Source organism: Janthinobacterium sp. P210005 (assembly GCF_036231865.1).
Taxonomy (GTDB): domain Bacteria; phylum Pseudomonadota; class Gammaproteobacteria; order Burkholderiales; family Burkholderiaceae_D; genus Janthinobacterium; species Janthinobacterium kumbetense.
The window spans coordinates 160,101-184,317 of the sequence record NZ_JAZARC010000005.1 but is presented as its reverse complement, the minus strand read 5'-3'; the positions used below and the strand labels follow the sequence as shown (position 1 = coordinate 184,317).

Genomic DNA, 24,217 nt, shown 5'->3' with positions numbered 1-24,217 from the left:
TAGCGAGCGGCAACGTATTGTGGCCGAGACGCGCAGCTGTGCGCATGCACAGTGAGCATCGCAGGCCGCAAGGCGCGCCGCGCAGTAGATTTGGTCTGGCATTTTTATAGCTCCGTGCGCAGGGCGAACAGCTCCGGGAACAATACCACGTCGAGCATCTTGCGCAAATAGCTCACGCCCGCCGTGCCGCCCGTGCCCGTCTTGAAGCCGATGATGCGCTCCACCGTCGTCACATGGTGGAAGCGCCAGAAGCGGAAGGCCGTTTCCAGGTCCACCAGCTTTTCGGCCAGCTCGTACAGGGCCCAATGTTTTGACGGGTCGCGGTAGACTTCCAGCCACGCCGCCTTGACCGAGGCGTCGGAGGCGGTCGGCAGGGTCCAGTCGGCGTTCAATCGTTCGGCGGAGATGGGCAAGCCGCTGCGCGCCAGCAACTTGATGGCTTCATCGTAGACGGAGGGTGCGCGCAGGGCGGCGTCGAGCACCGCATAGGTTTCCGGCGCCGTCGTATGTACGTTGAGCAGGGCGGCGTTCTTGTTCCCCAAAATGAATTCGATTTCGCGGTACTGGAAGGACTGAAAGCCGGACGAGGCGCCCAGGTAGGGGCGGATGGCCGTGTATTCGGGCGGCGTCATGGTGGCCAGCACGTCCCAGGCATGCACCAATTGATCCATGATGCGCGCCACGCGGGCCAGCATCTTGAAGGCGGGGGCCAGGTCGCCGCTTTGCAGGTTGGCGCGCACGGCGTGCATTTCGTGCAGCATCAGCTTCATCCACAATTCGCTCGTCTGGTGCTGCACGATGAACAGCATTTCGTTGTGGTTCGGCGACAGCGGATGCTGGGCCGTGAGGATGCGGTCCAGCGCCAGGTAGTTACCGTAGCTCATAGATTCGCTGAAATCCATCTGCGCGCCATGCCACTGCGCGTCCTGGACGCCGGCATGCATGGGGCAGCCGCTGGTGTTTTCCTTGTTCATAGTCTTGTCGTCGCTCATGGGATGGTTCAGGTGACCGCATCGCGCTTGGCGGCGATGTCGTAGGCTCGTGTGTCGAGGATGTCGCGCAGGATGTCCACGGCATCCCATACGTCGGCAAAGCTCGTGTACAGGGGCGTGAAGCCGAAGCGCATGATGGCCGGTTCGCGGTAGTCGCCGATGACGCCGCGCGCGATCAGCGCCTGCATCACGGCATAGCCATGCGGGTGCGTGAAGCTGACCTGGCTGCCGCGCCGCGCATGCTCGCGCGGCGTGACGAGGCCCAGCGGATGGCTGGCGCAGCGCTGTTCCACCAGCGCGATGAACAGGTCCGTCAGGGCCAGCGACTTGCGGCGGATGGCTTCCATGCTCGTTTGCGCAAAGATATCGAGGCCGCATTCGACCAGGGTCAGCGAGAGTATCGGCTGCGTGCCGCACAGGGCGCGGGCGATGCCGTCGGCGGGCGCGAAGCCCGGGTCCATGGCGAACGGCGTGGCGTGGCCCCACCAGCCGGACAAGGGCTGGCGGAAGCGCGCCTGGTGCTTTTCCGGCACCCAGATGAAGGCGGGCGAGCCGGGGCCGCCATTCAGGTATTTATAGGTGCAGCCGACGGCCAGGTCGGCGCCGGCGCCGTTCAGGTCCAGCGGCACGGCGCCGGCCGAATGGGCCAGGTCCCACAGCGCCAGCGCGCCCTGCGCATGGCAATGGCTGCTGATGGCGGCCATGTCGTGCTGGTAGCCGGTGCGGTAATTGACGTGCGTGAGCATGGCGACGGCGCAATCGGCATCGATGGCTTGCGTCAGTTCATCGGGGCTGTCGACCAGGCGCAGCTGGTAGCCGCGGTCGAGCCAGGCGGCCAGGCCTTGCGCCATGTACAGGTCGGTGGGGAAGTTGCTGCGTTCGCTGACGATGATTCTGCGCGCGGCCTGCGCGGGATCGCTGGCCTGCATCTGCAGCGCGGCGGCCAGGGCCTTGAACAGGTTGACGGAGGTGGTGTCGGTGATGACCACTTCGCCCGTGCCGGCGCCCAGCAGCGGAGCCAGGCGGTCGCCCAGGCGCTTGGGCAGGTCGAACCAGCCCGCCGTATTCCAGCTGCGGATCAGATCGGTGCCCCATTCGGCCGCGATGACGTGCTGGGCGCGGGCCAGGGCCGCTTTCGGCCGCGCGCCCAGGGAATTGCCGTCGAGGTAAATCACGCCTTGCGGCAAGTCGAATTGCTGGCGCAGGGGCGCCAGGGGATCATCGAGGTCGCGCGCGCTGCAGTCTTGTCGAGAAATCATGGTGGCTTTCATATTGATACTTGTCTGGATGGCATGATATTGCTTGAAACTTAAAGTATCACGCGGAAGTGGCAGTGTAGCAAATCCATGCCGCAAAGCGCGCTTCCCGGCATGGAAAGACGGCGAAAAAATCCCCGCTCGTGGGGCGTCAACGAAAAAAATCACGATTTTTAAAAATATTTTCAAAAAACCCTAAAGTTCTTCCAAACGCCGCCGTCAACAGATACATGAACGGCGTGAAACCAGAAAAATAGCGGCAAAGTTTTTTTAAATATTTTTAAAAAAAGTCCTAAAGTTCCTGCCGAGGCCGCCGTTATCTAGGTAGACAGGCTTGATTCCGATCAAGTTGTTGTAAAAAAGTGATATTTTTTACAGGCCAAAAGTCGGCTAAATCCGGCCCAGAGCCAAGCACCCGCATCCGCGCCGTTACTGGCGTGCAACCATGATCGAGCAGTGTTTGTCAGACAAACACCTACGATCCTATCCGCCATTCCCCGACCAAAAATACAGCGCTACGCCTCTGTTGCGTTTAATGTTGCTCCTGCAGAATGTATCTCACTGGCAACACACAACGCCAGCTGAATTCAACGGATTGAGGAGATGGAAATGACTGCTAACGACATGATGGCTGAGATTCGCGACGCTAACCTGAGCTACCTGATGCTGGCCCAGCAAATGATTCGCGCGGACAAGGTAACTGCCATCTTCCGTTTGGGCATTGCCGCCGACATCGCTGAGCTGATCGAAGGCATGAGCAATGCGCAGATCCTGAAACTGGCTGGCGGCAACATGATGCTGGCCCGCTTCCGCTTTGACGACAGCGCCATCCTCGGCATGTTGACGAACTATAATAAAGACCGTTCGCTGGCCCAGTCGCACGCTGCCATCCTGATGGCCGGCCAGGGCGTCGAAGAAATCGCTTAAGGTTCCCGTCAAAACGTCCATGGCGGCGTTGCATTGCCTCGCCGTACATTCGTACTGCCTTCGGCAACGCACCTTGCCCTGAATATTTTGCTGGCAACCTTATTAGTTAGTATCAGTCAGTCGCGGAGCAAGCAGCATGGCCAAAAAAAGTGTCGTATCGGAAGCGCAAGAAATCCAGCTGGCCATCGAATTGATACAGCTGGGCGCCCGTTTGCAACTGCTGGAGACCGAAGTCTCGCTGTCGCGCGAACGCCTGCTGAATCTGTACAAGGAATTGAAGGGCGTCTCGCCGCCCAAGGGCATGCTGCCGTTTTCCACCGACTGGTTCCTCACCTGGCAACCGAACATCCATTCCTCGCTGTTCATCAATATCCACAAATTCCTCGTCGACCACGCCGGTGCCACGGGCATCGAAGCCGTGATGAAGGCGTACAAACTGTATCTGGAGCAGATGCCGCCCGAAGCGGGCGAAGAGCCGCTGCTGTCGCTGACGCGGGCCTGGACCCTGGTGCGCTTTTTCAGCAGCAAGATGCTGGACATGGCGCCCTGCGGCAAGTGCGGCGGCAAGTTCGTCGTCAACTGCCTCGACCTGAACGCCGATTATGTGTGCGGCCTGTGCCACATGCCTTCGCGTGCCGGCAAGACCAAGAAGGCGCGCGATGAAGCGGCCGCTGTCGCGTCGCCCGGTGTCGCCGCCTGATACTGTCTCAATAATTGTCTCAGTGAAAACCGGAGCGGTCGCCAGACCGGACTCCGGTTTTTTCATGGCGCTTTCGCTTACACTGGCGTTTTCCTCCTCTGACTGTCCCATGCTGCAACAGATCCTGCGCGCGCCCGCGCTCAAGGCCATGCTGATCCAGGTGCTGGCCTTTCCCTTGATGTTGCTGGTGGTATATGGCTTGGCGCGCGCTGGCGTGGCCATGTCGCTGCCGGCCGTGGCGCTGGTGCAGGGCGTGCTGGCGGCGTTCATCACGTGGCGCGCGGGCCTGGCGCGCTGGTGGTGCGTCATCGGCCTGCTGTTTGCACCCGCCTTGCTGGCGGCCAGCCGGCTGGACTGGCCCCCGGCCGTGTTCCTGGCGGCCTTTGTTTTCCTGTTGAGCTTGTACTGGTCGACGTTCCGCACGCAAGTGCCGTTTTATCCTTCGGGGCCGAAGGTGTGGCAGGCGGTGGCGGAGCTGGTCGCGGACCGTCCCGGCGTGCGGCTGGTCGATATCGGCAGCGGCCTGGGCGGACTGGTGCTGGACCTGGCGCGGCGCCGGCCAGATGGGCAGTTTTCCGGCATCGAGCTGGCACCGCTGCCGTGGCTGGCAAGCCGCTTGCGCGCGGGGCTGGCGGGCAGCCGCGCGCGCTTCCTGCGCGGCGACTACGAGGCGCTCGATTTCGGCCGCTACGATGCCGTCTTTGCCTACCTGTCGCCGGCGGCGATGGCGGCGCTGTGGCGCAAGGCGGAAAAGGAAATGTTGCCTGGTAGCATGCTTCTTAGTTACGAATTCCAGATTGCGGCACGCGCGCCCGATAAGACCATCGCCGCCACAGAGGGTGGCCCTTTACTTTACATATGGTGCTTTTAAGCAATTGTCTGCGTTATTTGCTTGCCCGTAGGGCAATCTCACGTTATTGTAGTTCCACACGGCATTTTCTCGGAATTGCATTGAAAAGCAGCGCATTTCAATTAACTTCCGGTTGCTTTTTTTTGCCGCTGTCTCCGCCGGCGGCGCAGCCGCCAGAAGACAGGAACAGGTTTGAACATGCCGGGCATACAGTCCCGGCCATTATTGGGAGTCAGGGCACTTGTTAGTCATAATCGGATACATCATCGTCTGCGCCTCGGTCTTTGGCGGCTTCGCGCTGGCCGGCGGCCATCTGGCGGCGCTGTTCCAGCCGCTGGAGCTGCTGATGATCGGCGGCGCCGCCCTGGGCGCCTTCCTTGTTGGTAATAATAACAAGGCCATCAAGGCGACGATTGCCGCCTTGCCCAGCCTGTTCAAGGGATCGCGCTATACCAAAGAGCTGTACATGGAACTGATGTCGCTGCTGTTCGAAGTGCTCAGCAAGGTGCGCAAGGAAGGCTTGATGTCGATCGAAGGCGATATCGACAAGCCTGAAGAAAGCCCGCTGTTTTCCAAGTATCCGGCCGTGCTGGCCGACCACCATATCGTCGAATTCATGACCGATTACCTGCGCCTGATGGTATCGGGCAATATGGATGCGTTTCAGATCGAAAACCTGATGGATAACGAAATCGAGACGCACCATCACGAAGGCGCCGTGCCGGCCCACGTGATTGCCAAGGTGGGCGATGGCTTGCCCGCTTTCGGTATCGTCGCCGCCGTGATGGGCGTGGTGCACACGATGGAATCGGTGGGCATCCCGCCGGCCGAGCTGGGCATGCTGATCGCGCACGCGCTGGTCGGTACCTTCCTCGGCATCTTGCTGGCCTATGGCTTCGTCGGCCCGCTGGCCAGCCTGCTGGAGCAGAAGCTGGAAGAGTCGAGCAAGATGTTCCAGTGCGTGAAAGTCACCCTGCTGGCCAGCCTGAACGGCTATGCGCCGGCGCTCGCCGTGGAGTTCGGCCGCAAGGTGCTGTTCTCGACCGAGCGCCCGACGTTCAATGAGCTGGAAGACCACATCAAGAAATCGAAAACGAAGTAAGCAGTGAATATACGCCTGGATACCATGAGTCATTTGCAGCACACGGAAGGGGGACGCCATGGCCGATGAAGGCATGCGCCCGATTATCGTCAAGCGTATCAAGAAAACGGCTGGCGGACACCATGGCGGGGCGTGGAAAATCGCCTACGCCGACTTTGTCACGGCCATGATGGCCTTCTTCCTGCTGATGTGGCTGCTGGGTTCCACCTCGAAGGGCGACTTGAACGGCATTTCCGAATTCTTCAAGACGCCGCTGAAAGTGGCGATGGCGGGCGGCTCCGGCAGCGGCGAAAGCAATTCCGTGATCCAGGGCGGCGGCCAGGACTTGTCGCGCCAGGATGGGCAAGTGCGCAAGGCGCAGGAAGAGCAGCAGCGCAAGTCGTTCGACCTCAATTCCGCCAAGGCCGCGCTCGAACGCGAGGAAGGCAAGCGCCTGCAGGCGCTCAAGGCGCGCATCGAGGCGACCATCGACGCCAATCCCCTGCTGAAAAAATACAAGAACCAGTTGCTGCTCGATATCACCAGCGAAGGCTTGCGCATCCAGATCGTCGACGAGCAGAACCGTCCGATGTTTGCGCTCGCCAATGCGAACCTGCAGCCGTACACCAAGGAAATCCTGCACGCCATCGGCTCCGTGCTGAACGAAGTGCCGAACCGCATCGGCTTGTCCGGGCATACGGATTCGACACCCTACATGAGCGACGCCGGTTACAGCAACTGGGAATTGTCGGCCGACCGCGCGAATGCGTCGCGGCGCGAACTGGTCATCGGCGGCATGAAGGAAGAAAAAGTATTGCGCGTGGTGGGACTGGGTTCGGCCGCCCACCTGGACAAGCTCGACCCCTTCAATCCGATCAACCGGCGCATCAGCATCATCGTCATGAACAAACGCACGGAAGAAAATGTCCTGCGCGATGGCTCGGCGATCGAGCTGCCGGTGACCGATGCCGCTGCCGCCGCTGTCGCTTCAGGGCTGGCGGCCGGGGCGCCGCCCGCGGCGGCACCTGCCCCCAGCCCGGTAGCGGCGAAAAAATAACACGCAAGGCTGTCGACGCGTGGTGTATTGAAACAATGAGACCTTTATGACAAGAAAGAAAATACTTGGCTCGCATGTAAAGCGCCTGCTGTCTGGCGTGTCGGACCATGGCCGCAAGCACTTGACGGAGGTGGAAACCGACCTGGTGCAGACCGGCATCTTGCTGGAAGAGGCGATCGAGAAGCTGTCCTTCAATTTCATGGCGATACACGCTGCCGTCGCTGCGCAGCAAGATACCATCGCCCTGCTGCTTGACGGCGGTATTCCAGCCGAGCAGCAGCGGGAAAAACTGCTGGCATTGCAGGACGAGGTGGGGGGCTACGTGAATGCCGCCATCACCAGCCTGCAGTTCCAGGACATGACCAGCCAGCTGATCGAGCGCACCTTGAAGCGCGTGACGGGCTTGCGCGAGTTCCTCGGAACCCTGGGCTCGCATGGCGCGGAGATGTTGCCGGAGAGCGACAATGAAGAAATTGTCGCCTTGCTGGGGCGGGTCAGCATGGCGCTGGCGATTCAAAGCCTGGAGTTGCGCAGCGTGCTGCGCAAGGCTGTCAGTCAACAGCATTTGGAAAGTGGCGACATCGAGCTGTTCTAGCATGCCAGTGCGGAACGCTTGTGGTTGCATGGATTGATTAATCAAATACTCGGGCAGGATGCCCGGAATAAGTGGGAGCAAAGATGGCCAAAACGATACTTGCAGTGGACGATTCCAGCTCATTGCGCCAGATGGTGGCGTTCAGCCTGAAAGCCGCCGGTTACCAGGTGGTGGAGGCCGTCGACGGCCAGGATGGACTGGAAAAAGCCAAGCTGCAAACCGTGGACCTGGTATTGACGGACCAGAACATGCCGCGCATGGATGGCCTGGAGCTGATCAAGCTGCTGCGCGAACTGCCGACCTACCAGAAGGTACCCATCCTGATGCTGACGACGGAGTCGTCGGACGAGATGAAATCGAAGGGACGTGCCGCCGGCGCGAATGGCTGGCTGGTCAAGCCGTTCGATCCGCAACGCCTGATCGAAGTGGTCAAGAAGGTGATCGGCTGATGCCAGCCGCGCAGCACAACGATGCAATTGACGGAGTCACCCTATGACCATCGATATTAGCCAGTTTTTTCAGGTCTTTTTCGATGAGGCCGAAGAACTGCTGGCTGAAAAAGAACGGCTGCTGCTGGCCGTTGATATTGCGGCGCCCGACGCCGAAGACCTGAATGCCATTTTCCGCACCGCCCATTCGATCAAGGGCGGCGCATCGACGTTCGGCCTCTCCGACATGAGCGAGGTGACGCACATCCTCGAGTCGCTGCTCGACCGCATCCGCCAGGGCCAGATGGCCCTGACGGCGGAACACGTCGACGCCTTTTTGGCGGCCAAGGATATCCTCAAGATGCAGCTCGACGGCCACCGCCTGGGCAGCGCCGTCGACCAGGATGCCGTGGCCAATGTGCGCATGATGCTGCAGTCGTTCTCGCAGGACGTGCCCGTGGCCGCGCTCACGCCCGTCGCGCCGGCTTTCCATACGGCGGAAAAGGCCGCCGTCAGTCATGCCGGCGGCCATCGCATTCGCCTGGAGCTGCCGGCCATGGAGCCGCGCGAAGTCGATGCGCTGGCGGCCGAACTGGGCTTGCTGGGCGACGTCGTGGTATCAAGCCTGCCCGACGCGCGCAAGGTGCTGGAAGTGACGACGCATGAAAGCCTGGACGATATCCTGGCCATCTGCTCCTTCGTGCTCAATCCGGACGACATGGTGATCACGCAGGCGCCGCCACTGGCGCCAGGCGAAGCCGAAGCGGCCCGCGCGGCGCAGGAAAAAGCCCAGGGCTACGGCTTCTTCGACCCGCTGCCAGGCGCGCAGGGCGCGGCCGATCCCGGTTACGGCTTCTTCCAGCCGCTCGAGGACATCCGCGCCGCCGCAGGCGTGCAGACCGAGGCCGAACAGGGCTACGGTTTCTTCCAGCCGCTCGAACAGATTCGCGCCGACGCGGCCAAGGCGGGCAACGCCGGCGCCGCGGCCATGCCGGTCGTGGCCAGCGCCGTGGCCGAAGCGGAGCAGGAAAAGAAACCGGCCAAGAAAGAGGGCGACAAGGCCGGCGCCGAATCGTCGTCGATCCGCGTCTCGATCGAAAAAGTCGACCAGCTGATCAACCTGGTGGGTGAACTGGTGATCACGCAGGCGATGATCGAGCAGCGCGCCAGCGCGCTCGACCCGATGCTGCATGAAAAACTCCTCGACAGCGTCAGCCACCTGACGCGCAATACGCGCGACTTGCAGGAAGCGGTGATGTCGATCCGCATGATGCCGATGGATTTCGTCTTTTCGCGCTTCCCGCGCATGGTGCGCGACCTGGCGACGAAACTGGGCAAGAAGGTCGACTTCATCACCAATGGCGCCGCCACGGAACTGGACAAGGGCCTCATCGAGCGCATCGTCGATCCACTCACGCACCTGGTGCGCAACAGTATCGACCATGGCGTGGAAATGCCGGCCGCCCGCGTGGCCGCCGGCAAGACCGAGGCTGGCCGGTTGTTCCTTTCGGCCAGCCACCAGGGCGGCAACATCATCATCGAAGTATCCGATGACGGCGCGGGCCTGAACCGCGAGCGCATCTTGGCCAAGGCCGCGCAGCAGGGCCTGGACGTGTCCGAGACGATGAGCGACGCCGACGTGTGGCAGCTGATTTTCGCGCCCGGCTTTTCCACCGCCGAAGCGGTCACCGACGTGTCGGGCCGCGGCGTGGGCATGGATGTCGTCAAGCGCAATATCAGCGCCATGGGCGGCGTCGTCGACATCCGTTCGGCGAAGGGTTTCGGCACGACGATTTCCATCTCGCTGCCGCTGACCCTGGCCATCCTGGACGGCATGTCGATTCGCGTCGGCGACGAAGTGTATATTTTGCCTCTGGGCTTTGTCATCGAATCGCTGCAACCGGCCGTTGAGGATATCAAGGACATCAGTGGCAAGGGCCAGGTGGTGAAAGTGCGCGGCGAATACCTGCCCTTGATCCCGCTGTACCAGATGTTCGACATCGCGCCGCGCTTTACCAGTCCCTCGGAAGGCATCTGCGTGATCCTCGAGACGGAAGGGCGCAAGGCGGCCCTGTTTGTCGACGACCTGGTGGGACAGCAGCAGGTCGTGGTGAAAAACCTCGAATCGAATTACCGCAAGGTGGTGGGCATTTCCGGTGCCACCATCCTGGGCGATGGCGGCGTGTCGCTGATTCTCGATGTCGCCGCCCTGATCCGTTCCTCTCGCCAGCTGGCCGACGAGTCCATTTTTTCGTAATACCGATAGATAAAGATAGGAAAACGCACCATGTCAGATACTCAACAAACATCCGGAAGCAATGCGGGCGACGGCAAGGACATCGCCGGCCGTGAATTCCTGGCCTTCACCCTGGGCTCCGAAGAGTACGGCATCGATATCCTGAAGGTTCAGGAAATCCGCGGCTACGAAGCGGTTACCCGCATCGCCAACGCGCCAGAATTCATCAAGGGCGTCATCAACCTGCGCGGCATCATCATCCCCGTGGTCGACATGCGCATCAAGTTCAACCTGGGCACGCCCGTGTACGACCAGTTCACGGTGGTGATCATCCTGAACATCGGCGGGCGCATCGTCGGCATGGTGGTCGACAGCGTTTCCGACGTCACCACGCTGACGCCGGAGCAGGTGAAGCCGGCGCCGGAAATGGGTACCGCCTTCTCGACCGACTACATGATCGGCCTGGGCACCATCGACGAGCGCATGCTGATCCTGGTCGATATCGACAAGTTGATGTCGAGCAGCGAGATGGGCCTGATCGACAAGCTGGCGGCGTAAGAGGTCGCATGGCAGCAAGGCGGCGCCCGGTGCGCCGCCGTTTTGGCACGCAAAGAATCACTACAGATATGCATGTACCGGTGCGACTAGAGGCGCGCCGGCAGGCTGCAAGGTCCGTCAGAGACCAGGCCACAACACGGCGCCGTCCGGTTGAACGGGCGCCGTTCACATAAATATTGGAGACTGTAATGAGTTTGCGCGATTTCAAGATAGGCACCCGGCTGGGGATAGGTTTTGGCAGCATCCTCGCCATCCTGGTGGTAGTGATCGTTTCGGCGAATGCACTGAATTACCGTAACAAGGCCCAGTTGCTCACGGGCCTCGAGCTGGCAAGCGAAAAGAATACGCAGGCGTCGCTGATGAAAAGCGCGATGCTGGAAACCGGTATCGCCATGCGCAATATCGGCCTGCAGGGCGATGTGGGGCTGATGCAGGTGGAAGAGGGCAAGGTGCGCGAGCAGCGCAAGCTGTACGACGGCGCGCGCGGCAAGCTGGCCAGCCTGGGGCTGTCCGAGGGCGAGAAGGCGCTGCTGGCCAATATCGCCAAGGTTGACGGCGAAGTCGATGCAGCCTTCAAGGAAGCGATGGGGCAGGTACTGGCGTTTAACAGCGAGGGCGCGGCGAAGGTGATTGCCACCCGCATCGATCCCTTGAACAAGACGACCCTGGCCGACATCAACAAGCTGCTCGACTTGCAGCATGTGGCGCAGCAAAGCTTCATGGACGACTCGCTGGCGGCCGATGCGCGCCTGATGACGGTGCTGTTCATCCTGGGCGGCGCGGCGGTGGCGATCGGCGCCTGGTGCGCCATCTTCATCACGCGTTCGATCACGGTGCCGTTGTCCGGCGCCCTGGCCGTGGCGCAGAAGGTGGCTGCCGGCGAGCTGACGGCGCGCGTGGTGGTCGAGGGCAAGGATGAGACGAGCGCCTTGCAGCAGGCGCTCAAGGACATGAACGCGAGCCTGGTGCAGACGGTCAGCGACGTGCGCCAGGGCACGGATACGATTACCGTGGCGTCGCGCGAGATCGCCAGCGGCAATGCGGACCTGTCGGCGCGTACGGAAACGCAGGCCAGTTCGCTCGAAGAGACGGCATCGTCGATGGAAGAACTGACGTCGACCGTGAAGCAGAACGCGGACAACGCGCGCCAGGCCAACCAGCTGGCCGTGTCGGCGTCGTCGGTGGCGGAGCAGGGCGGCAAGGTGGTGGCGCAAGTGGTCGATACCATGGGTTCCATCAAGGACAGTTCGCGCAAGATCGTCGATATTATCGGCGTCATCGACGGCATCGCGTTCCAGACGAATATCCTGGCCTTGAATGCTGCCGTCGAAGCGGCGCGCGCAGGCGAGCAGGGACGCGGCTTTGCGGTGGTGGCGTCGGAAGTGCGCAACCTGGCGCAGCGTTCGGCTGGTGCGGCGAAAGAGATCAAGGGCCTGATCGGCGACTCGGTCGACAAGGTCGATGCCGGCAGCCGCCTGGTGGACGAGGCGGGGCAGACCATGGGCCTGATCGTCACGTCGATCCGGCAGGTGGCCGACATCATGGGCGAGATCACGGCGGCAACGCAGGAGCAGAGCCATGGCATCGAGGAAGTGAACCAGGCCATCGCGCAGATGGACCAGATGACGCAGCAGAACGCGGCGCTGGTCGAGGAAGCGGCGGCGGCCGCCGAAAGCATGCAGGACCAGGCGCAGAAACTGGCCGACGCCGTCAGCATCTTCAAGCTGGACGGCGAGAGCGGGGCGCAGGCGGCCATGCCCGCACCCGCGCCAGTAGTCAAGATGGCTGCACGGCCGGCACCGAGTGTGGCGGCAAATACACGGCGGTTGGCAAAGACGGCGCAAGCCGGCACGCCACCGCCCGCGAAAAAGCTGGCGGCGGCCGGCGGCGACGATTGGGAAGAGTTCTGACGCCAACCCGGTCCCGCTAGTTATACTTGCAAAGGCATTGGTCAGAGTAGTCATAGAGAGGTAAAAACAAAATGCCGCAAACTAAAACGGATTCGGTCAAGGAATTTGATTTCACTGGCAAGGACTTCGAACGGGTCCGCGCCATGATTTACAAGCGGGCCGGCATCGCGCTGGCCGACAGCAAGCAGGAGATGGTCTACAGCCGCCTGGCGCGGCGCCTGCGCGCGACCGGCATCTCCTCGTTCGTCCGCTACCTGGACGACCTGGAAGCGGGCCGCATGGGCGACGAGTGGGAAGCGTTCACGAATGCGCTGACGACCAACCTGACGTCGTTCTTCCGCGAGGCGCATCACTTTCCGCTGCTGGCCGAGCATGTGAAAAAACTGAGCGGGCCGATCACCATCTGGTGTTCGGCCAGTTCCACCGGCGAGGAGCCGTATTCGATCGCCATGACGGTGTGCGAGGCATTCAATACGCTCACGCCGCCCGTCACCATCATCGCCACGGACATCGACACGAACGTGCTGGCCACGGCCGCCAATGGCGTCTACAACCTGGACCGGCTCGACAAGATGCCGGCCGACCGTGCGCGGCGCTTTTTCTTGCGCGGCAAGGGCGATCGCGAGGGGCAGGTGCGGGTGCGCCCGGAACTGCGCCAGATGATCACCTTCAAGCCGCTCAACCTGCTGGCCGACAGCTGGCCGGTGACGGGCCAGTTCGACGTCATCTTTTGCCGTAACGTGATGATTTATTTTGACAAGGCGACGCAGCGCAAGATCCTGTCGCGCTTTGTGCCGTTGATGAAGCCGGATGCCCTGCTGTTTGCGGGCCATTCGGAGAATTTTCTGTACGTGTCGGATTCATTGAAGCTGCGCGGTAAAACAGTCTATGAGCTCGATCAGCCTCGGGGCACCGCGCCCAAGGCATCGTCGCATCGTACATGAGAGTGAAATATGAGCCTGGAATCCAAAGAGCAATTCGCCACTAACGTCTATTACGACAGGACGTTCAATTGTGACGCCGCCAAGATCTTGCCTGGTGAGTATTACTTTACCAACAAGGACATGCTGATCGTCACCGTGCTCGGCTCCTGCGTCTCGGCCTGCATCCGCGACCGCGTCACGGGCCTGGGCGGCATGAACCACTTCATGCTGCCCGACGGCGGCAGCGATCCGAATAGCCCGATTTCCGCGTCGATGCGCTACGGTACCTACGCCATGGAGATCCTGATCAACGATTTGCTGAAGGCGGGCGCGCGGCGCGAGAACATGGAAGCGAAAGTGTTCGGCGGCGGCGCCGTGCTGCGCGGTTTCACGGCGATCAACGTGGGCGAACGCAATGCGGCTTTCGTCATCAATTATCTGAAGGCGGAAAAGATGCGCGTGGTGGCCGAAGACCTCAATGACATCCACCCGCGCAAGGTGTATTTTTTCCCCCGCAGCGGCAAGGTGCTGGTGAAAAAGCTGATGCAGACGCATAACGATACGCTGGTGCGCCGCGAACTCGATTACGCAAGCCGTCTCAAGGTCGCGCCGGTGGGCGGCGAAGTCGAGCTGTTCTGACAAACACCAGAGCAAACCTGCTGCGCGTCGCGCCGTGCGGCTTGCGGCGATTTTGTCCGGTGTACTAATTTAATAAAGAATAAGGGCCGCAAGGCCTGGAAGGATAACTATGAAGATCAAAGTATTGATCGTGGATGATTCGGCCTTGATCCGCAGCGTGATGACGGAAATCGTGAACAGCCAGCCCGACATGGAAGTGGTGGGCGCTGCGCCCGATCCGCTGGTGGCGCGCGAGATGATCAAGCAGACCAACCCCGACGTGCTGACCCTTGACGTCGAGATGCCGAAGATGGATGGCCTCGACTTCCTGGAAAAACTGATGCGCTTGCGTCCGATGCCGGTATTGATGGTGTCGTCGCTGACCGAGCGGGGTTCGGAAATCACCATGCGCGCGCTGGAACTGGGCGCCGTCGATTTCGTCACCAAGCCGAAGATTTCCATCCAGAGCGGCATGCGCGAGTACACGGACATGATCGCCGACAAGATCCGTGCCGCCTCGAAGGCGCGCATCCGCGCGCGCACCCTGCCGTCGGCCAGCGACAAGGTGGCCGCGCCGCTGCCTGCGCTGCGCAGCCCGTTGACGTCGAGCGAAAAGCTGATCATCGTCGGCGCCTCCACGGGCGGCACGGAAGCCATCCGCGAATTCCTCATGCAGATGCCGTCCGATTGTCCCGGCATCCTGATCACGCAGCACATGCCGGAAGGCTTTACGCGCTCGTTTGCGCGCCGTCTCGATTCGCTGTGCAAGATATCGGTGCAGGAAGCGGCAGGCGGCGAACGGGTACTGCCCGGCCACGCCTACATCGCGCCCGGCCATTCGCACCTGACCCTGACGCGCAGCGGCGCCAACTACATGACCAAGATCGACCAGGGTGAGCCGGTAAACCGCCACCGCCCGTCCGTCGACGTGCTGTTCCGTTCGGCCGCGCAATCGGCCGGTAAAAATGCCGTCGGCGTGATCCTTACCGGCATGGGCAAGGATGGCGCACAAGGCATGTTGGAGATGAAGGCTGCAGGAGCGTATAATTTTGCGCAGGATGAAGCCAGTTGCGTGGTGTTCGGCATGCCGCGCGAGGCGATCGCTGTCGGTGCTACGCATGAGGTCGGCGCTTTGACGGCGTTGCCTGGCATGGTGCTGGGACACCTGGCTGCGCATGGCATGCGTGCTTTGCGCGTGTAAGCCACGTTTTATATGATCTGAGGCAAGTTTGTTCGCCTAAAAGCAACGAAAATGCTATCCTACAACTTGCTGCCGTAGTGTCGACCATAATGTCGGCATTCATGTCGATATTATTAACAAACCGCTACAGAAACAACGGAGTTATTCATGGCTGATCCAAAGATGAAATTTTTAGTCGTTGACGATTTTTCGACGATGCGCCGCATTGTCCGGAATCTGTTGAAGGAACTGGGTTATGCCAACGTCGATGAGGCGGAAGACGGCGTGATGGGCCTGGCCAAGCTGCGCGCGGAATCGTATGATTTCGTCGTTTCGGACTGGAACATGCCAAACATGGATGGCCTGACGATGCTGCAGCATATCCGCGCCGATCCGGCACTGGCCAAGCTGCCCGTGCTGATGGTGACTGCCGAAGCGAAAAAAGAAAACATCATCGCCGCCGCGCAAGCTGGCGCCAGCGGTTATGTCGTCAAGCCGTTCACGGCCGCGACCCTCGATGAAAAGCTGAACAAGATTTTCGAGAAGCTGGAAAAAGCCGGCGCTTAATCCAGGTTTGACCGTTATCAAAAAAAACGCTGCCAGTGCGAATTGGCAGCGTTTTTTTTGTCCGCAAAAAACTCAGACCAGCCCGCCATTCGCGCGTAACGTTTGTCCATTCACCCAGCGGCCATCCGGTCCTGCCAGGAAAGCCACGGCGGCGGCGATGTCGTCCGGCGTGCCCAGGCGTTCCAATGGCGCCATCTTGCCCATGCGCTGTATCGTTTCTTCCGTCTTGCCGTTCAAGAACAGCGCCGTGGCCGTGGGACCGGGGGCGACGGCGTTGACGGTGATGTTCTTGCCGCGCAACTCCTTGGCAAAGATAGCCGTCATCGTTTCGATGGCCGCCTTGGTGGCGCCGTAGACGGCATAGCCGGGCAGGGCCAGGCCGATCACGCTGGTGGAGAAATTGACGACGCTGCCGCCGTGGCGCAAGCGCGTCGCCGCCTGGCGCATGGTGTTGAAGCTGCCCTTGACGTTGATGGCGAACAGGCTGTCGAAGGTGGCGTCGTCCGTGTCGGCCAGGGCCGGCAGCGCGGGCGGCATGATGCCGGCATTGTTGACCAGCACGTCGACGCCGCCATAGGCTGCCTCGGCCGCATCGAACAGGGCTTGCACCTCGCCCGTGTCGGCGACGTTGGCCTTGACGGCGATGGCGGCGCCGCCGTCGGCCACGATGGCCGCCACCAGTTGCTCCGCTTCCACGTTGCCGCTGGCGTAATTGACGACGACCTGCATGCCGTCGCGCGCCAGGCGGCGGGCGATGGCCGCGCCGATGCCGCGCGAAGCGCCCGTGACGATGGCGACCTTGGCCGGTATAGCTGCTGTGTTCATGGGTGTTCTCCTGTCGTGGTGGGAGGCCCGCATGCTGTCGCTGCGAACCAGTGCAGCCATTGTCATCTTTATTGATTGATGGATAAAGATGGGTTTGATGATTTTAGTGTGCAAATTGCATTAACAATTGTCCCAGGCTTGCCGGGTACGGACAGAGAAGATCCCGCTGCCTGCAGATAATTGCGCAAAGGAATGAAATATTTCCCAAAATTAACTTTACACGTCAAATAATTTGGCCCATGATCGCTGCAGTATTTCCCCTTTGTCCCCGACCCCGACAAGAAGGAGCGCACGATGCGCCGAGCACCCGTATTATTTTTCGCCCTGGGCACGGCCCTGTTAACGGCCTGCGGCGTGAGCCTGGAGCAAACCGCCATTGCGCCCGTTGCGCCCGTCGCGTCGGTCGAGATGCAGGAGCCTGCCGCGCAGCCGGTTGCCGAAGCCGATGGCCGGCATGCCTATTTGCATCGCGTGGGCGGCCATGACTATGTCAGCCTGAGCCAGCATGGCCCGCAGGGCGGCTTGCCGATACTCACGGGTACGCAGCGCCATGCGCACGCCATCCGCCTGCTGGCGGCCGATCCGGCCCAGGCGCGGGCCATCCTTCGCAGCCTGAGGCTGCCTGCGAACCAGCGCAAGCTGTGGGCGGGAGAGGAAATCGTGCTCGATGCGGCCAGCTATGACATGTTGCAAGCGGCACGCGGCAGCAACAGGCCGCTGTTTGCCGAGCTCAGGCTGGTAGGCATGGAGAAGTAAGGAAAAGAAACAGAAACAGAAACGGGACCGAATGGCCCCGTCGAGGTGACGCTTGGAGATGGCGCTTAAATTTCCAGGTTGTCGATCAAACGGGTCTGGCCCAGCTTGGCGGCGGCCAGCACCACCAGCGGTTCGCCGGCGGCCAGTTCGGCGGCGTTCGGCGCCTGCAGGTTGGCGCGCTTGCGCACGGCGATGTAGTCCGATTTCCAGCCGCGGCCGTCCAGCAGCTGCATGGCCGCCTGTTCCAGTTCGCCGACGGCAAGGTTACCCTTGCGCACTTCCTCGGCGACGAAATTGAGGCCCTTGAACAGTTCCGGCGCTTCCGCGCGTTCGCTTTCCGACAGGTACATATTGCGCGAGGACAAGGCCAAGCCATCGTCTGCACGGTAGGTCTCGGCGGCGATGATTTCCGTCGGCAGCGCGAACTGGCGCGCCATGTTGCGGATGATCATCAACTGCTGGTAATCCTTCTTGCCGAACACGGCCACGCGCGGACCCACGCAGGAAAACAGCTTGGTGACGACCGTGCACACGCCTTCGAAGAAGCCGGGACGGAATTCGCCTTCCAGGGTATTGCCCAGGTCATCGGGCGGGCGCACGCGGTATTCCTGCGGCTCCGGGTACAGTTCCTTTTCCGTGGGCGCGAACAGCACGTACACGCCTTCCTTTTCCAGCTTGGCGATGTCGGCCGCCATGGTGCGCGGATATTTCTCGAAGTCTTCGTTCGGGCCGAATTGCAGGCGGTTCACGAAGATCGAGGCGACGACGGGGTCGCCATGCTTGCGCGCCAGGCGCATCAGCGACAGATGGCCTTCGTGCAGGTTGCCCATGGTGGGGACGAACGCCGTGCGCAGCTGTCCGCTGAGCTGGTCGCGCAATTCTTCGATGTCGGAAATAATTTTCATGGATTGCTTTCGCTAAAACCCCGTTGTACGGTGGTCAGTGACAAAGGGAAGGAGTCAGGCGGGCGAATAGGCCAGCCGGACGTAGATGGGGGCAAACGGTTCTGCCTGTGTGATTTCGATCAGGGTTTCCTTGGCCAGTTCCAGCAGGGCCACGAAGTTGACCACCACCACGGGCACGCCGCCGGCAATGTCGAACAGCTCGCTGAATTCGACGAAGCGCGACGACTGCAAGTGGCGCAGGATGCTGGACATGTGCTCGCGCACGGACAGTTCCTGGCGGCTGATGCGGTGATGCTGTGTCAGTTTGGCGCGTTTCAGCACGTCGAGCCACGCCTGCTGCAAGTCCACCGGTTCCACGTCGGGCCAGGTGGGCGTCAGGCTTTGCTCGATGAAAATCTGCGTGCGCACGAAATCGCGCTCGAACTGCGGGATGGCGTTCAGGTCGTAGGCGGCCAGCTTGATCTGTTCGTACTCGAGCAGGCGGCGCACCAGTTCGGCACGGGGATCGCCGCCATCTTCCTCGACGTCGCTCTTACGCGAAGGCAAGAGCATGCGCGACTTGATCTCGATCAACATGGCCGCCATCAACAAATACTCGGCGGCCAGTTCCAGGTTGCGCACGCGGATCTGGTCGACATATTTCAGATATTGCAGGGTTACCTGCGCCATCGGAATATCGAGAATGTTGAAGTTTTGCTTGCGGATCAGGTAGAGCAGCAAGTCGAGCGGGCCTTCGAAGGCTTCGAGGAAGATTTCCAGCGCGTCCGGCGGAATGTACAGATCCGTCGGCATGCGCATCATCGGCTCGCCATACAGGCGGGCGATGCCCAGCGGGTCGGCGGCGGGCGCCGCGTCCGTTACTGCCGTGGCGGATGCTGCAGGGTCGCCGCTGCCGTCGCCGCCAGCGGCGGGTTCGGGCGACTCGATGACTGCGCCGGCACCGGAAGCGTCGGCTTCCGGCGTGACTGCAGACTCTTCAGGCAACATCGTGCCGGTTCCAGATCTTAGTTCTTGTTCTGGTAAACGTAAGCCTGTTGCTTGACGGCCGACGCCAGCTGGCGCTCCTGCTCATCGATGCTGACGGCCGGCTTGTCCCACAGCAGGGCGCGACCCGCTTGCTGGCCCGCTTCCATGCCAGGATTCTTGGCCTTCAGTTCAGCGATGAACAAGGTGTGGTCGGATACGTAGTTGTTGTGTTTTGCAGGCAGTTTCATATTCTCTTCTGAGTGTCTTATAGGTAAGGTCAGCCGGCCGTATTTTACCGCGCCGTGCCGCCTGGCGGGTTGTTGTATCGGCAAGTCCGGGGCGAAATTGCTAAAAATCAATAACGCAACAAACGCCGCATCACCATCGGCGCCGGTTCGGCGGGGTTGGCGTGCGAATATTCCAGTTCTTCGGCCAGGTCGAATTCGAAGGCCGCATAAAAATCGATCAGCTTGCGCTGGTCGCGCCGCACGGCCAGGCGCAATTCCTCCGCCTGGCACGACAGGCCGTGATGAATGATGGCTTCCAGCAAATGTTGCGAGACGTGGCTGCCCCGGTAGGCGGGCAGCACGCCCATGCGTGAAATCTTCCAGATGGCGGGATCGCTGTCGAGCGGCATCCAGCGCAGCGAGCCGGCTGGAATGTCGTCGATCAGCAACAGAAAACCGCCGCCGTGGCGCAATTGCTCTTCCACCTGCTGCGCCGTCTCGTGGTGTCCACTGGACGAGGCCGCCACCTTGCCGGCCCACGCGGCGCGGGTCAGCTCGGCCATCAGTTGTGCATCGGCATTCGTTGCTTCGCGCACCACGATATTCATCATCGGTCCTTGTGCGGGCTTAGCGGATGCGCATGCCAGGTTCGGCGCCTGGCCAAGGGTTCAGGATGTAGATGCCCGGATTCGCCTTCTCGTCGGCGGCGGAGGCGGCCATGACCATGCCCTCGGAAATGCCGAACTTCATCTTGCGCGGCGCCAGATTGGCCACCAGCACCGTCAGCTTGCCGACCAGCTCTTCCGGCTTGTAGGCCGAGCGGATGCCCGAGAACACATTGCGCAAGCGGCCTTCGCCCGCGTCCAGGGTCAGGCGCAGCAGCTTGTCGGAGCCGTCGACCAGTTCGCAGTTGACGATTTTCGCGATGCGCAAGTCGACCTTGAGGAAGTCGTCGATCTTGATCTCGGGCGCCAGTTCCTCGATGGCGGAGGCCGGTGTTTCAGCGACCGCTGCGGCGTCGTTCGCGGCATCGCCAGCCGGCGCCGCGATGGCGGCAGCTTGCGGTGCGTCAAACAGCGCTTCGATCATCTTTGCATCCATGCGCGTCATCAAGTGGCTGTAGGCGCCGATGGTACGGCCCAGCATGCTGTTCGAGACGGCGTCGCCGAACACTTGCGTATCGGCCCAGGTGAATTGCTCGTCGTTGAGGAACGAGGCCACGTTCTTGGCCACGCCCGGCAGGACCGGCGACAGCAGGATCGTCAGCTGGCGGAACAGGATCAGGGCCGTCGTGCACACGTCGTGCAGTTCGGCTGTCTTGTCCGCATCCTTGGCGAGGATCCACGGCTTGTTTTCATCGACGTACTGGTTGGTGATGTCGGCGATTTCCATGATCTCGCGCAAGGCCTTGCCGAATTCGCGGTTCTCGAAGTGCGCGGCGATGCTGGCCTGGCGCTCGACGATGACGCCGTTGGCGTCCACCGTCAGCGCGCGGTTGATCCAGCTTTGCGCGCCTTCCGACAGCGTCGATGCCAGCTTGCCGTCGAAACGCTTGGCGATGAAGCCGGCGCAGCGGCTGGCGATGTTCACGTATTTGCCGATCAGGTCGCTGTTCACGCGGGCCACGAAGTCGTCGCCGTTGAAGTCCAGGTCTTCCACTTTCGAGTTCAGCTTGAAAGCGATGTAGTAGCGCAGCCATTCCGGGTTCATGCCCAGGTCCAGGTAGCGCAGCGGCGAGATGCCCGTGCCGCGCGACTTCGACATCTTTTCATTGTTGACTGTCAGGAAGCCGTGCACATTGACTTTCAGTTTGTCGATCACCGGGTGGCCGGCGAATTTCAGCATGGCGGGCCAGAACAGCAAATGGAAGGAGACGATGTCCTTGCCGATGAAGTGGATTTGTTCCGTGGCAGGATCGTTCAGCAAGGCGTCGAAATCGAGGCCTTTCTTGTCGCAATAGTTTTTCAGGCTGGCCAAGTAGCCGACCGGCGCGTCCATCCACACATAGAAGAACTTGCCCGGCGCATCGGGAATCGGGATGCCGAAATAGGGTGCATCGCGCGAGATATCCCAGTCGGCCAGCTTTTCGCCCGCTTCGCCCAGCCATTCGCTGACCTTGTTGACCATTTCAGGCTGCAAGCGGCCTGGCGTGTTGAGCCAATCCTTGAGGAATTCGAAGCAGCGCGGGTCGGACAGCTTGAAGAAATACTGTTCCGACGGCTTCATCACGGGCGTCGCGTTGGTGAAGACCGAGAACGGGTTGACCAGGTCGGTCGGCTGGTAAGCGGCGCCGCACACTTCGCAATTGTCGCCGTACTGGTTCTTTGCGCCGCATTTCGGGCATTCGCCCTTGATGTTGCGGTCGGCCAGGAACATGCCCTTGACCGGGTCGAAGAAGCGGTCGACGGTTTTCGTGACGATCAGGCCCGTATCGCGCAGTTTGCGGTAGATCGATTGCGACAGATCAACGTTTTCCGGCGAATCGGTCGAATACCAGTTGTCGAAGGCAATATGGAAGCCATCGAGGTACTGGGCGCGGCCAGCCGCGATGTTGGCGACGAATTGCTGCGGCGTAATGCCTTCCTTTTCGGCGGCGATCATGATGGGCGTGCCATGCGTATCGTCGGCACCCACAAAGTGCACTTCACGGCCGGCTGCGCCATCGCGTTGCATTCGCTGGAACCGGACCCAGATATCGGCCTGGATGTATTCCATGATGTGGCCAATGTGAAAAGCGGCGTTTGCGTAAGGCAGGGCAGTGGTGACGAACAGCTTGCGAGTCATGATTGATGCACTTTTGGGATGGATAATAGGTCATTTTAACAGCGGAAAGGCAATATGAGCAGATGCAGCGCTGGCAAGTGATGCTTTTGCCGCCATCGCGCCATGCAAATTTGCGCTAGACTGCGCGTATTGCACATATGTAGTACACACGGAGATTTACATGAGCATCACAGTAGAAGACGTCAAGGCCGCGCTGGCCCAGGTTATTGATCCAAATACACATAAAGATTTTGTTTCCAGCAAAACCGTCAAGAATCTGAAGGTCGATGGCGATGATATTTCGCTCGACATCGAACTGGGCTATCCCGCCAAAAGCCAGATTGACCTGATCCGCAAATCCGTGCTGGCCGCGTTGCGCGTGCTGCCGGGCGTGGGCAACGTCAGCGTGGGCGTGTCGTCGAAAATCATTTCGCACACGGTGCAGCGCGGCTTGAAGCCGATGAGCAACGTGAAAAACATCATCGCCGTCGCTTCCGGTAAGGGCGGCGTCGGCAAATCGACCACGGCCGTCAACCTGGCCCTGGCCTTGGCGGCCGAAGGCGCCACCGTCGGCATGCTGGACGCCGATATCTATGGCCCGTCGCAACCGATGATGCTGGGCATCAGCGGCCAGCCGAAGACCCTCGACGGCAAGAGCATGGAACCGATGGAAAATCACGGCCTGCAAGTGTCGTCGATCGGCTTCATGATCGATCCGGACGAGCCGATGGTGTGGCGCGGCCCGATGGTCACGCAAGCCTTGCAGCAACTGCTCGACCAGACCAACTGGCGCGACCTCGATTACCTGATCGTCGACATGCCGCCGGGCACGGGCGACATCCAGTTGACCCTGTCGCAGAAAGTGCCCGTCACGGGCGCCGTGATCGTCACGACGCCGCAGGATATCGCGCTGCTGGACGCGCGCAAGGGCTTGAGAATGTTCGAGAAAGTCGGCATTCCGATCCTGGGCGTGGTGGAAAATATGAGCACGCACATTTGCTCGAATTGCGGCCATGCGGAAGAAATCTTCGGCGCCGGCGGCGGCGCGAAGATGTGCGCGGACTTCGGCGTGGAATTCCTCGGCGCCTTGCCGCTGACCATGGCGATTCGCCAGCAGACGGATTCCGGCACGCCGACCGTCGTGGCCGAGCCGGAAGGCCCCGTCGCCGTGATCTACAAGCAGATCGCCCGCACCATCGCGATCAAGGTGGCGGAAAAGGCGAAGGATATGACCAGCAAGTTCCCGTCGATCGTCATCAAGAACGATTAAACGTTGGGCTTGGCGCTGCCACGCGCCATTGTCAGCAGGAATATGGTTTCATGCAGTCCGTGTTGTTATTAAACAAGAGGAGACATCATGCAATTGACCACCGTATTCCTGCGCCAAGCCGCAGCCGTGATCGCTGGCAGCCTGCTGGCCGCCAGCGCGTTTGCGCAATCCGTTTCGTTCGTCGAGCCCGTCGATGGCGCGACAGTGAGCAGCCCGTTCAAAGTGAAATTTGCCGTCAGCGGCATGGACGTCAAGCCGGCCGGCGACATGACGGCCAAGACGGGCCACCATCATTTGCTCATCAATATGGGGCCGATGAAGGCGGGCGAAATGATACCCATGGACGATAAACATTTGCACTTCGGCAAAGGACAGACGGAAACGGACGTCACCTTGCCGCCGGGGCAGTACACCCTGACCATGCAGTTTGCCAACGGCGCGCACCAGTCATATGGGCCGGAGTTGAGTAAAAGCATCAAGGTGACGGTCAAGTAAGCCAGGCAAATAAGTCAGGCAAATAAGTCAGGCAAATTCATCCGTTTCAGTAAAGGCCGGGTTCCAGCGATGGAGCCTGGCCTTTTTCATATTGTTGCCTCTTGTCATTATTGTGTCATATAGTCGGCGTAT

The 24,217-nt window shown here is 60.9% G+C and carries 25 protein-coding genes; 17 read left to right on the top strand and 8 right to left on the bottom strand.

The genetic code is table 11. From position 1 onward, the window contains the following. Positions 1 to 104: 104 nt before the first annotated feature. Complete coding sequence (kynA, locus tag VPH40_RS20080; protein WP_442906667.1) at positions 105 to 992, bottom strand: tryptophan 2,3-dioxygenase; 888 nt, start codon at positions 990 to 992, stop codon at positions 105 to 107. Between the two features lie 8 nt (positions 993 to 1,000). Next, a complete protein-coding gene (gene kynU / locus VPH40_RS20075; RefSeq protein ID WP_328574318.1) occupies positions 1,001 to 2,251 on the bottom strand; it encodes a kynureninase in 1,251 nt (416 codons plus the stop codon). Between the two features lie 606 nt (positions 2,252 to 2,857). On the opposite strand from kynU, the gene flhD reads away from it, so the two are divergent. From flhD to cheY, 14 genes are all read left to right on the top strand, one after another. Further along, a complete protein-coding gene (gene flhD, locus VPH40_RS20070; RefSeq protein ID WP_010396649.1) occupies positions 2,858 to 3,175 on the top strand; it encodes a flagellar transcriptional regulator FlhD in 318 nt (105 codons plus the stop codon). 136 nt (positions 3,176 to 3,311) lie between these two features. Then, on the top strand, positions 3,312 to 3,875 hold the full coding sequence (gene flhC / locus VPH40_RS20065) for a flagellar transcriptional regulator FlhC (RefSeq protein WP_328574317.1): 564 nt from the start codon (positions 3,312 to 3,314) through the stop codon (positions 3,873 to 3,875). Between the two features lie 109 nt (positions 3,876 to 3,984). After that, a complete protein-coding gene (locus tag VPH40_RS20060; protein ID WP_328574316.1) occupies positions 3,985 to 4,746 on the top strand; it encodes a class I SAM-dependent methyltransferase in 762 nt (253 codons plus the stop codon). Positions 4,747 to 4,966: 220 nt separating this feature from the next. Further along, the gene (gene motA, locus VPH40_RS20055) at positions 4,967 to 5,827 is read left to right on the top strand and encodes a flagellar motor stator protein MotA (protein WP_077401985.1); all 861 of its coding nucleotides are present in this window, start codon (positions 4,967 to 4,969) and stop codon (positions 5,825 to 5,827) included. A 58-nt stretch (positions 5,828 to 5,885) separates the two neighbouring features. Beyond that, a complete protein-coding gene (gene motB, locus VPH40_RS20050; protein ID WP_077401988.1) occupies positions 5,886 to 6,863 on the top strand; it encodes a flagellar motor protein MotB in 978 nt (325 codons plus the stop codon). Between the two features lie 46 nt (positions 6,864 to 6,909). After that, a complete protein-coding gene (locus VPH40_RS20045) occupies positions 6,910 to 7,458 on the top strand; it encodes a chemotaxis protein (RefSeq protein WP_077401991.1) in 549 nt (182 codons plus the stop codon). 83 nt (positions 7,459 to 7,541) lie between these two features. After that, positions 7,542 to 7,907 carry a response regulator gene (locus VPH40_RS20040; RefSeq protein ID WP_034758362.1) on the top strand — a complete coding sequence of 122 codons (366 nt, stop codon included), beginning with the start codon at positions 7,542 to 7,544 and terminating at the stop codon, positions 7,905 to 7,907. Between the two features lie 43 nt (positions 7,908 to 7,950). After that, positions 7,951 to 10,143, top strand: coding sequence for a chemotaxis protein CheA (cheA, locus tag VPH40_RS20035; RefSeq protein ID WP_328574315.1), 2,193 nt, complete (start codon positions 7,951 to 7,953; stop codon positions 10,141 to 10,143). Positions 10,144 to 10,173: 30 nt separating this feature from the next. After that, positions 10,174 to 10,680 (top strand): chemotaxis protein CheW, encoded by a 507-nt coding sequence (locus VPH40_RS20030; RefSeq protein ID WP_034758356.1) that lies wholly within the window; start codon positions 10,174 to 10,176, stop codon positions 10,678 to 10,680. A 188-nt stretch (positions 10,681 to 10,868) separates the two neighbouring features. Beyond that, the gene (locus VPH40_RS20025; RefSeq protein ID WP_289906584.1) at positions 10,869 to 12,590 is read left to right on the top strand and encodes a methyl-accepting chemotaxis protein; all 1,722 of its coding nucleotides are present in this window, start codon (positions 10,869 to 10,871) and stop codon (positions 12,588 to 12,590) included. A 71-nt stretch (positions 12,591 to 12,661) separates the two neighbouring features. After that, entirely contained in the window at positions 12,662 to 13,534 is an 873-nt protein-coding gene (locus tag VPH40_RS20020) for a CheR family methyltransferase (RefSeq protein ID WP_251351875.1), read from the top strand. A 9-nt stretch (positions 13,535 to 13,543) separates the two neighbouring features. Next, positions 13,544 to 14,152, top strand: coding sequence for a chemoreceptor glutamine deamidase CheD (cheD, locus tag VPH40_RS20015; RefSeq protein ID WP_034758343.1), 609 nt, complete (start codon positions 13,544 to 13,546; stop codon positions 14,150 to 14,152). Between the two features lie 109 nt (positions 14,153 to 14,261). Then, positions 14,262 to 15,332, top strand: a complete 1,071-nt coding sequence (locus VPH40_RS20010) for a protein-glutamate methylesterase/protein-glutamine glutaminase (RefSeq protein WP_034778028.1) — start codon at positions 14,262 to 14,264, stop codon at positions 15,330 to 15,332. A gap of 147 nt (positions 15,333 to 15,479) precedes the next feature. Beyond that, entirely contained in the window at positions 15,480 to 15,878 is a 399-nt protein-coding gene (cheY, locus tag VPH40_RS20005) for a chemotaxis response regulator CheY (protein ID WP_010396677.1), read from the top strand. A gap of 72 nt (positions 15,879 to 15,950) precedes the next feature. Here cheY and VPH40_RS20000 read toward each other — a convergent pair whose 3' ends face one another. After that, a complete protein-coding gene (locus VPH40_RS20000) occupies positions 15,951 to 16,703 on the bottom strand; it encodes an SDR family oxidoreductase (protein ID WP_328574314.1) in 753 nt (250 codons plus the stop codon). A gap of 294 nt (positions 16,704 to 16,997) precedes the next feature. Between VPH40_RS20000 and VPH40_RS19995 the strand changes: the two genes are divergently transcribed. After that, entirely contained in the window at positions 16,998 to 17,459 is a 462-nt protein-coding gene (locus VPH40_RS19995; protein ID WP_328574313.1) for a hypothetical protein, read from the top strand. 65 nt (positions 17,460 to 17,524) lie between these two features. On the opposite strand, the gene panC is transcribed toward VPH40_RS19995, so the two are convergent. The 5 genes from panC to metG form a co-directional block, all read right to left on the bottom strand. Then, positions 17,525 to 18,364: a pantoate--beta-alanine ligase gene (gene panC / locus VPH40_RS19990; RefSeq protein WP_099664747.1), complete on the bottom strand. Its 840-nt coding sequence runs from the start codon at positions 18,362 to 18,364 to the stop codon at positions 17,525 to 17,527. Positions 18,365 to 18,418: 54 nt separating this feature from the next. Next, entirely contained in the window at positions 18,419 to 19,351 is a 933-nt protein-coding gene (locus VPH40_RS19985; protein WP_077402012.1) for a segregation and condensation protein A, read from the bottom strand. Between the two features lie 17 nt (positions 19,352 to 19,368). Beyond that, positions 19,369 to 19,578: a DUF3460 family protein gene (locus tag VPH40_RS19980; RefSeq protein WP_034778041.1), complete on the bottom strand. Its 210-nt coding sequence runs from the start codon at positions 19,576 to 19,578 to the stop codon at positions 19,369 to 19,371. Between the two features lie 107 nt (positions 19,579 to 19,685). Then, complete coding sequence (locus VPH40_RS19975; protein WP_034778216.1) at positions 19,686 to 20,165, bottom strand: GNAT family N-acetyltransferase; 480 nt, start codon at positions 20,163 to 20,165, stop codon at positions 19,686 to 19,688. Positions 20,166 to 20,184: 19 nt separating this feature from the next. Further along, on the bottom strand, positions 20,185 to 22,341 hold the full coding sequence (metG, locus tag VPH40_RS19970) for a methionine--tRNA ligase (RefSeq protein WP_305053393.1): 2,157 nt from the start codon (positions 22,339 to 22,341) through the stop codon (positions 20,185 to 20,187). A gap of 160 nt (positions 22,342 to 22,501) precedes the next feature. On the opposite strand from metG, the gene apbC reads away from it, so the two are divergent. Together apbC and VPH40_RS19960 are read left to right on the top strand one after the other, a co-directional pair. Beyond that, positions 22,502 to 23,590, top strand: a complete 1,089-nt coding sequence (gene apbC, locus VPH40_RS19965) for an iron-sulfur cluster carrier protein ApbC (RefSeq protein ID WP_328574312.1) — start codon at positions 22,502 to 22,504, stop codon at positions 23,588 to 23,590. A gap of 87 nt (positions 23,591 to 23,677) precedes the next feature. Further along, on the top strand, positions 23,678 to 24,085 hold the full coding sequence (locus VPH40_RS19960; protein ID WP_152257152.1) for a DUF4399 domain-containing protein: 408 nt from the start codon (positions 23,678 to 23,680) through the stop codon (positions 24,083 to 24,085). Positions 24,086 to 24,217: the final 132 nt, after the last annotated feature.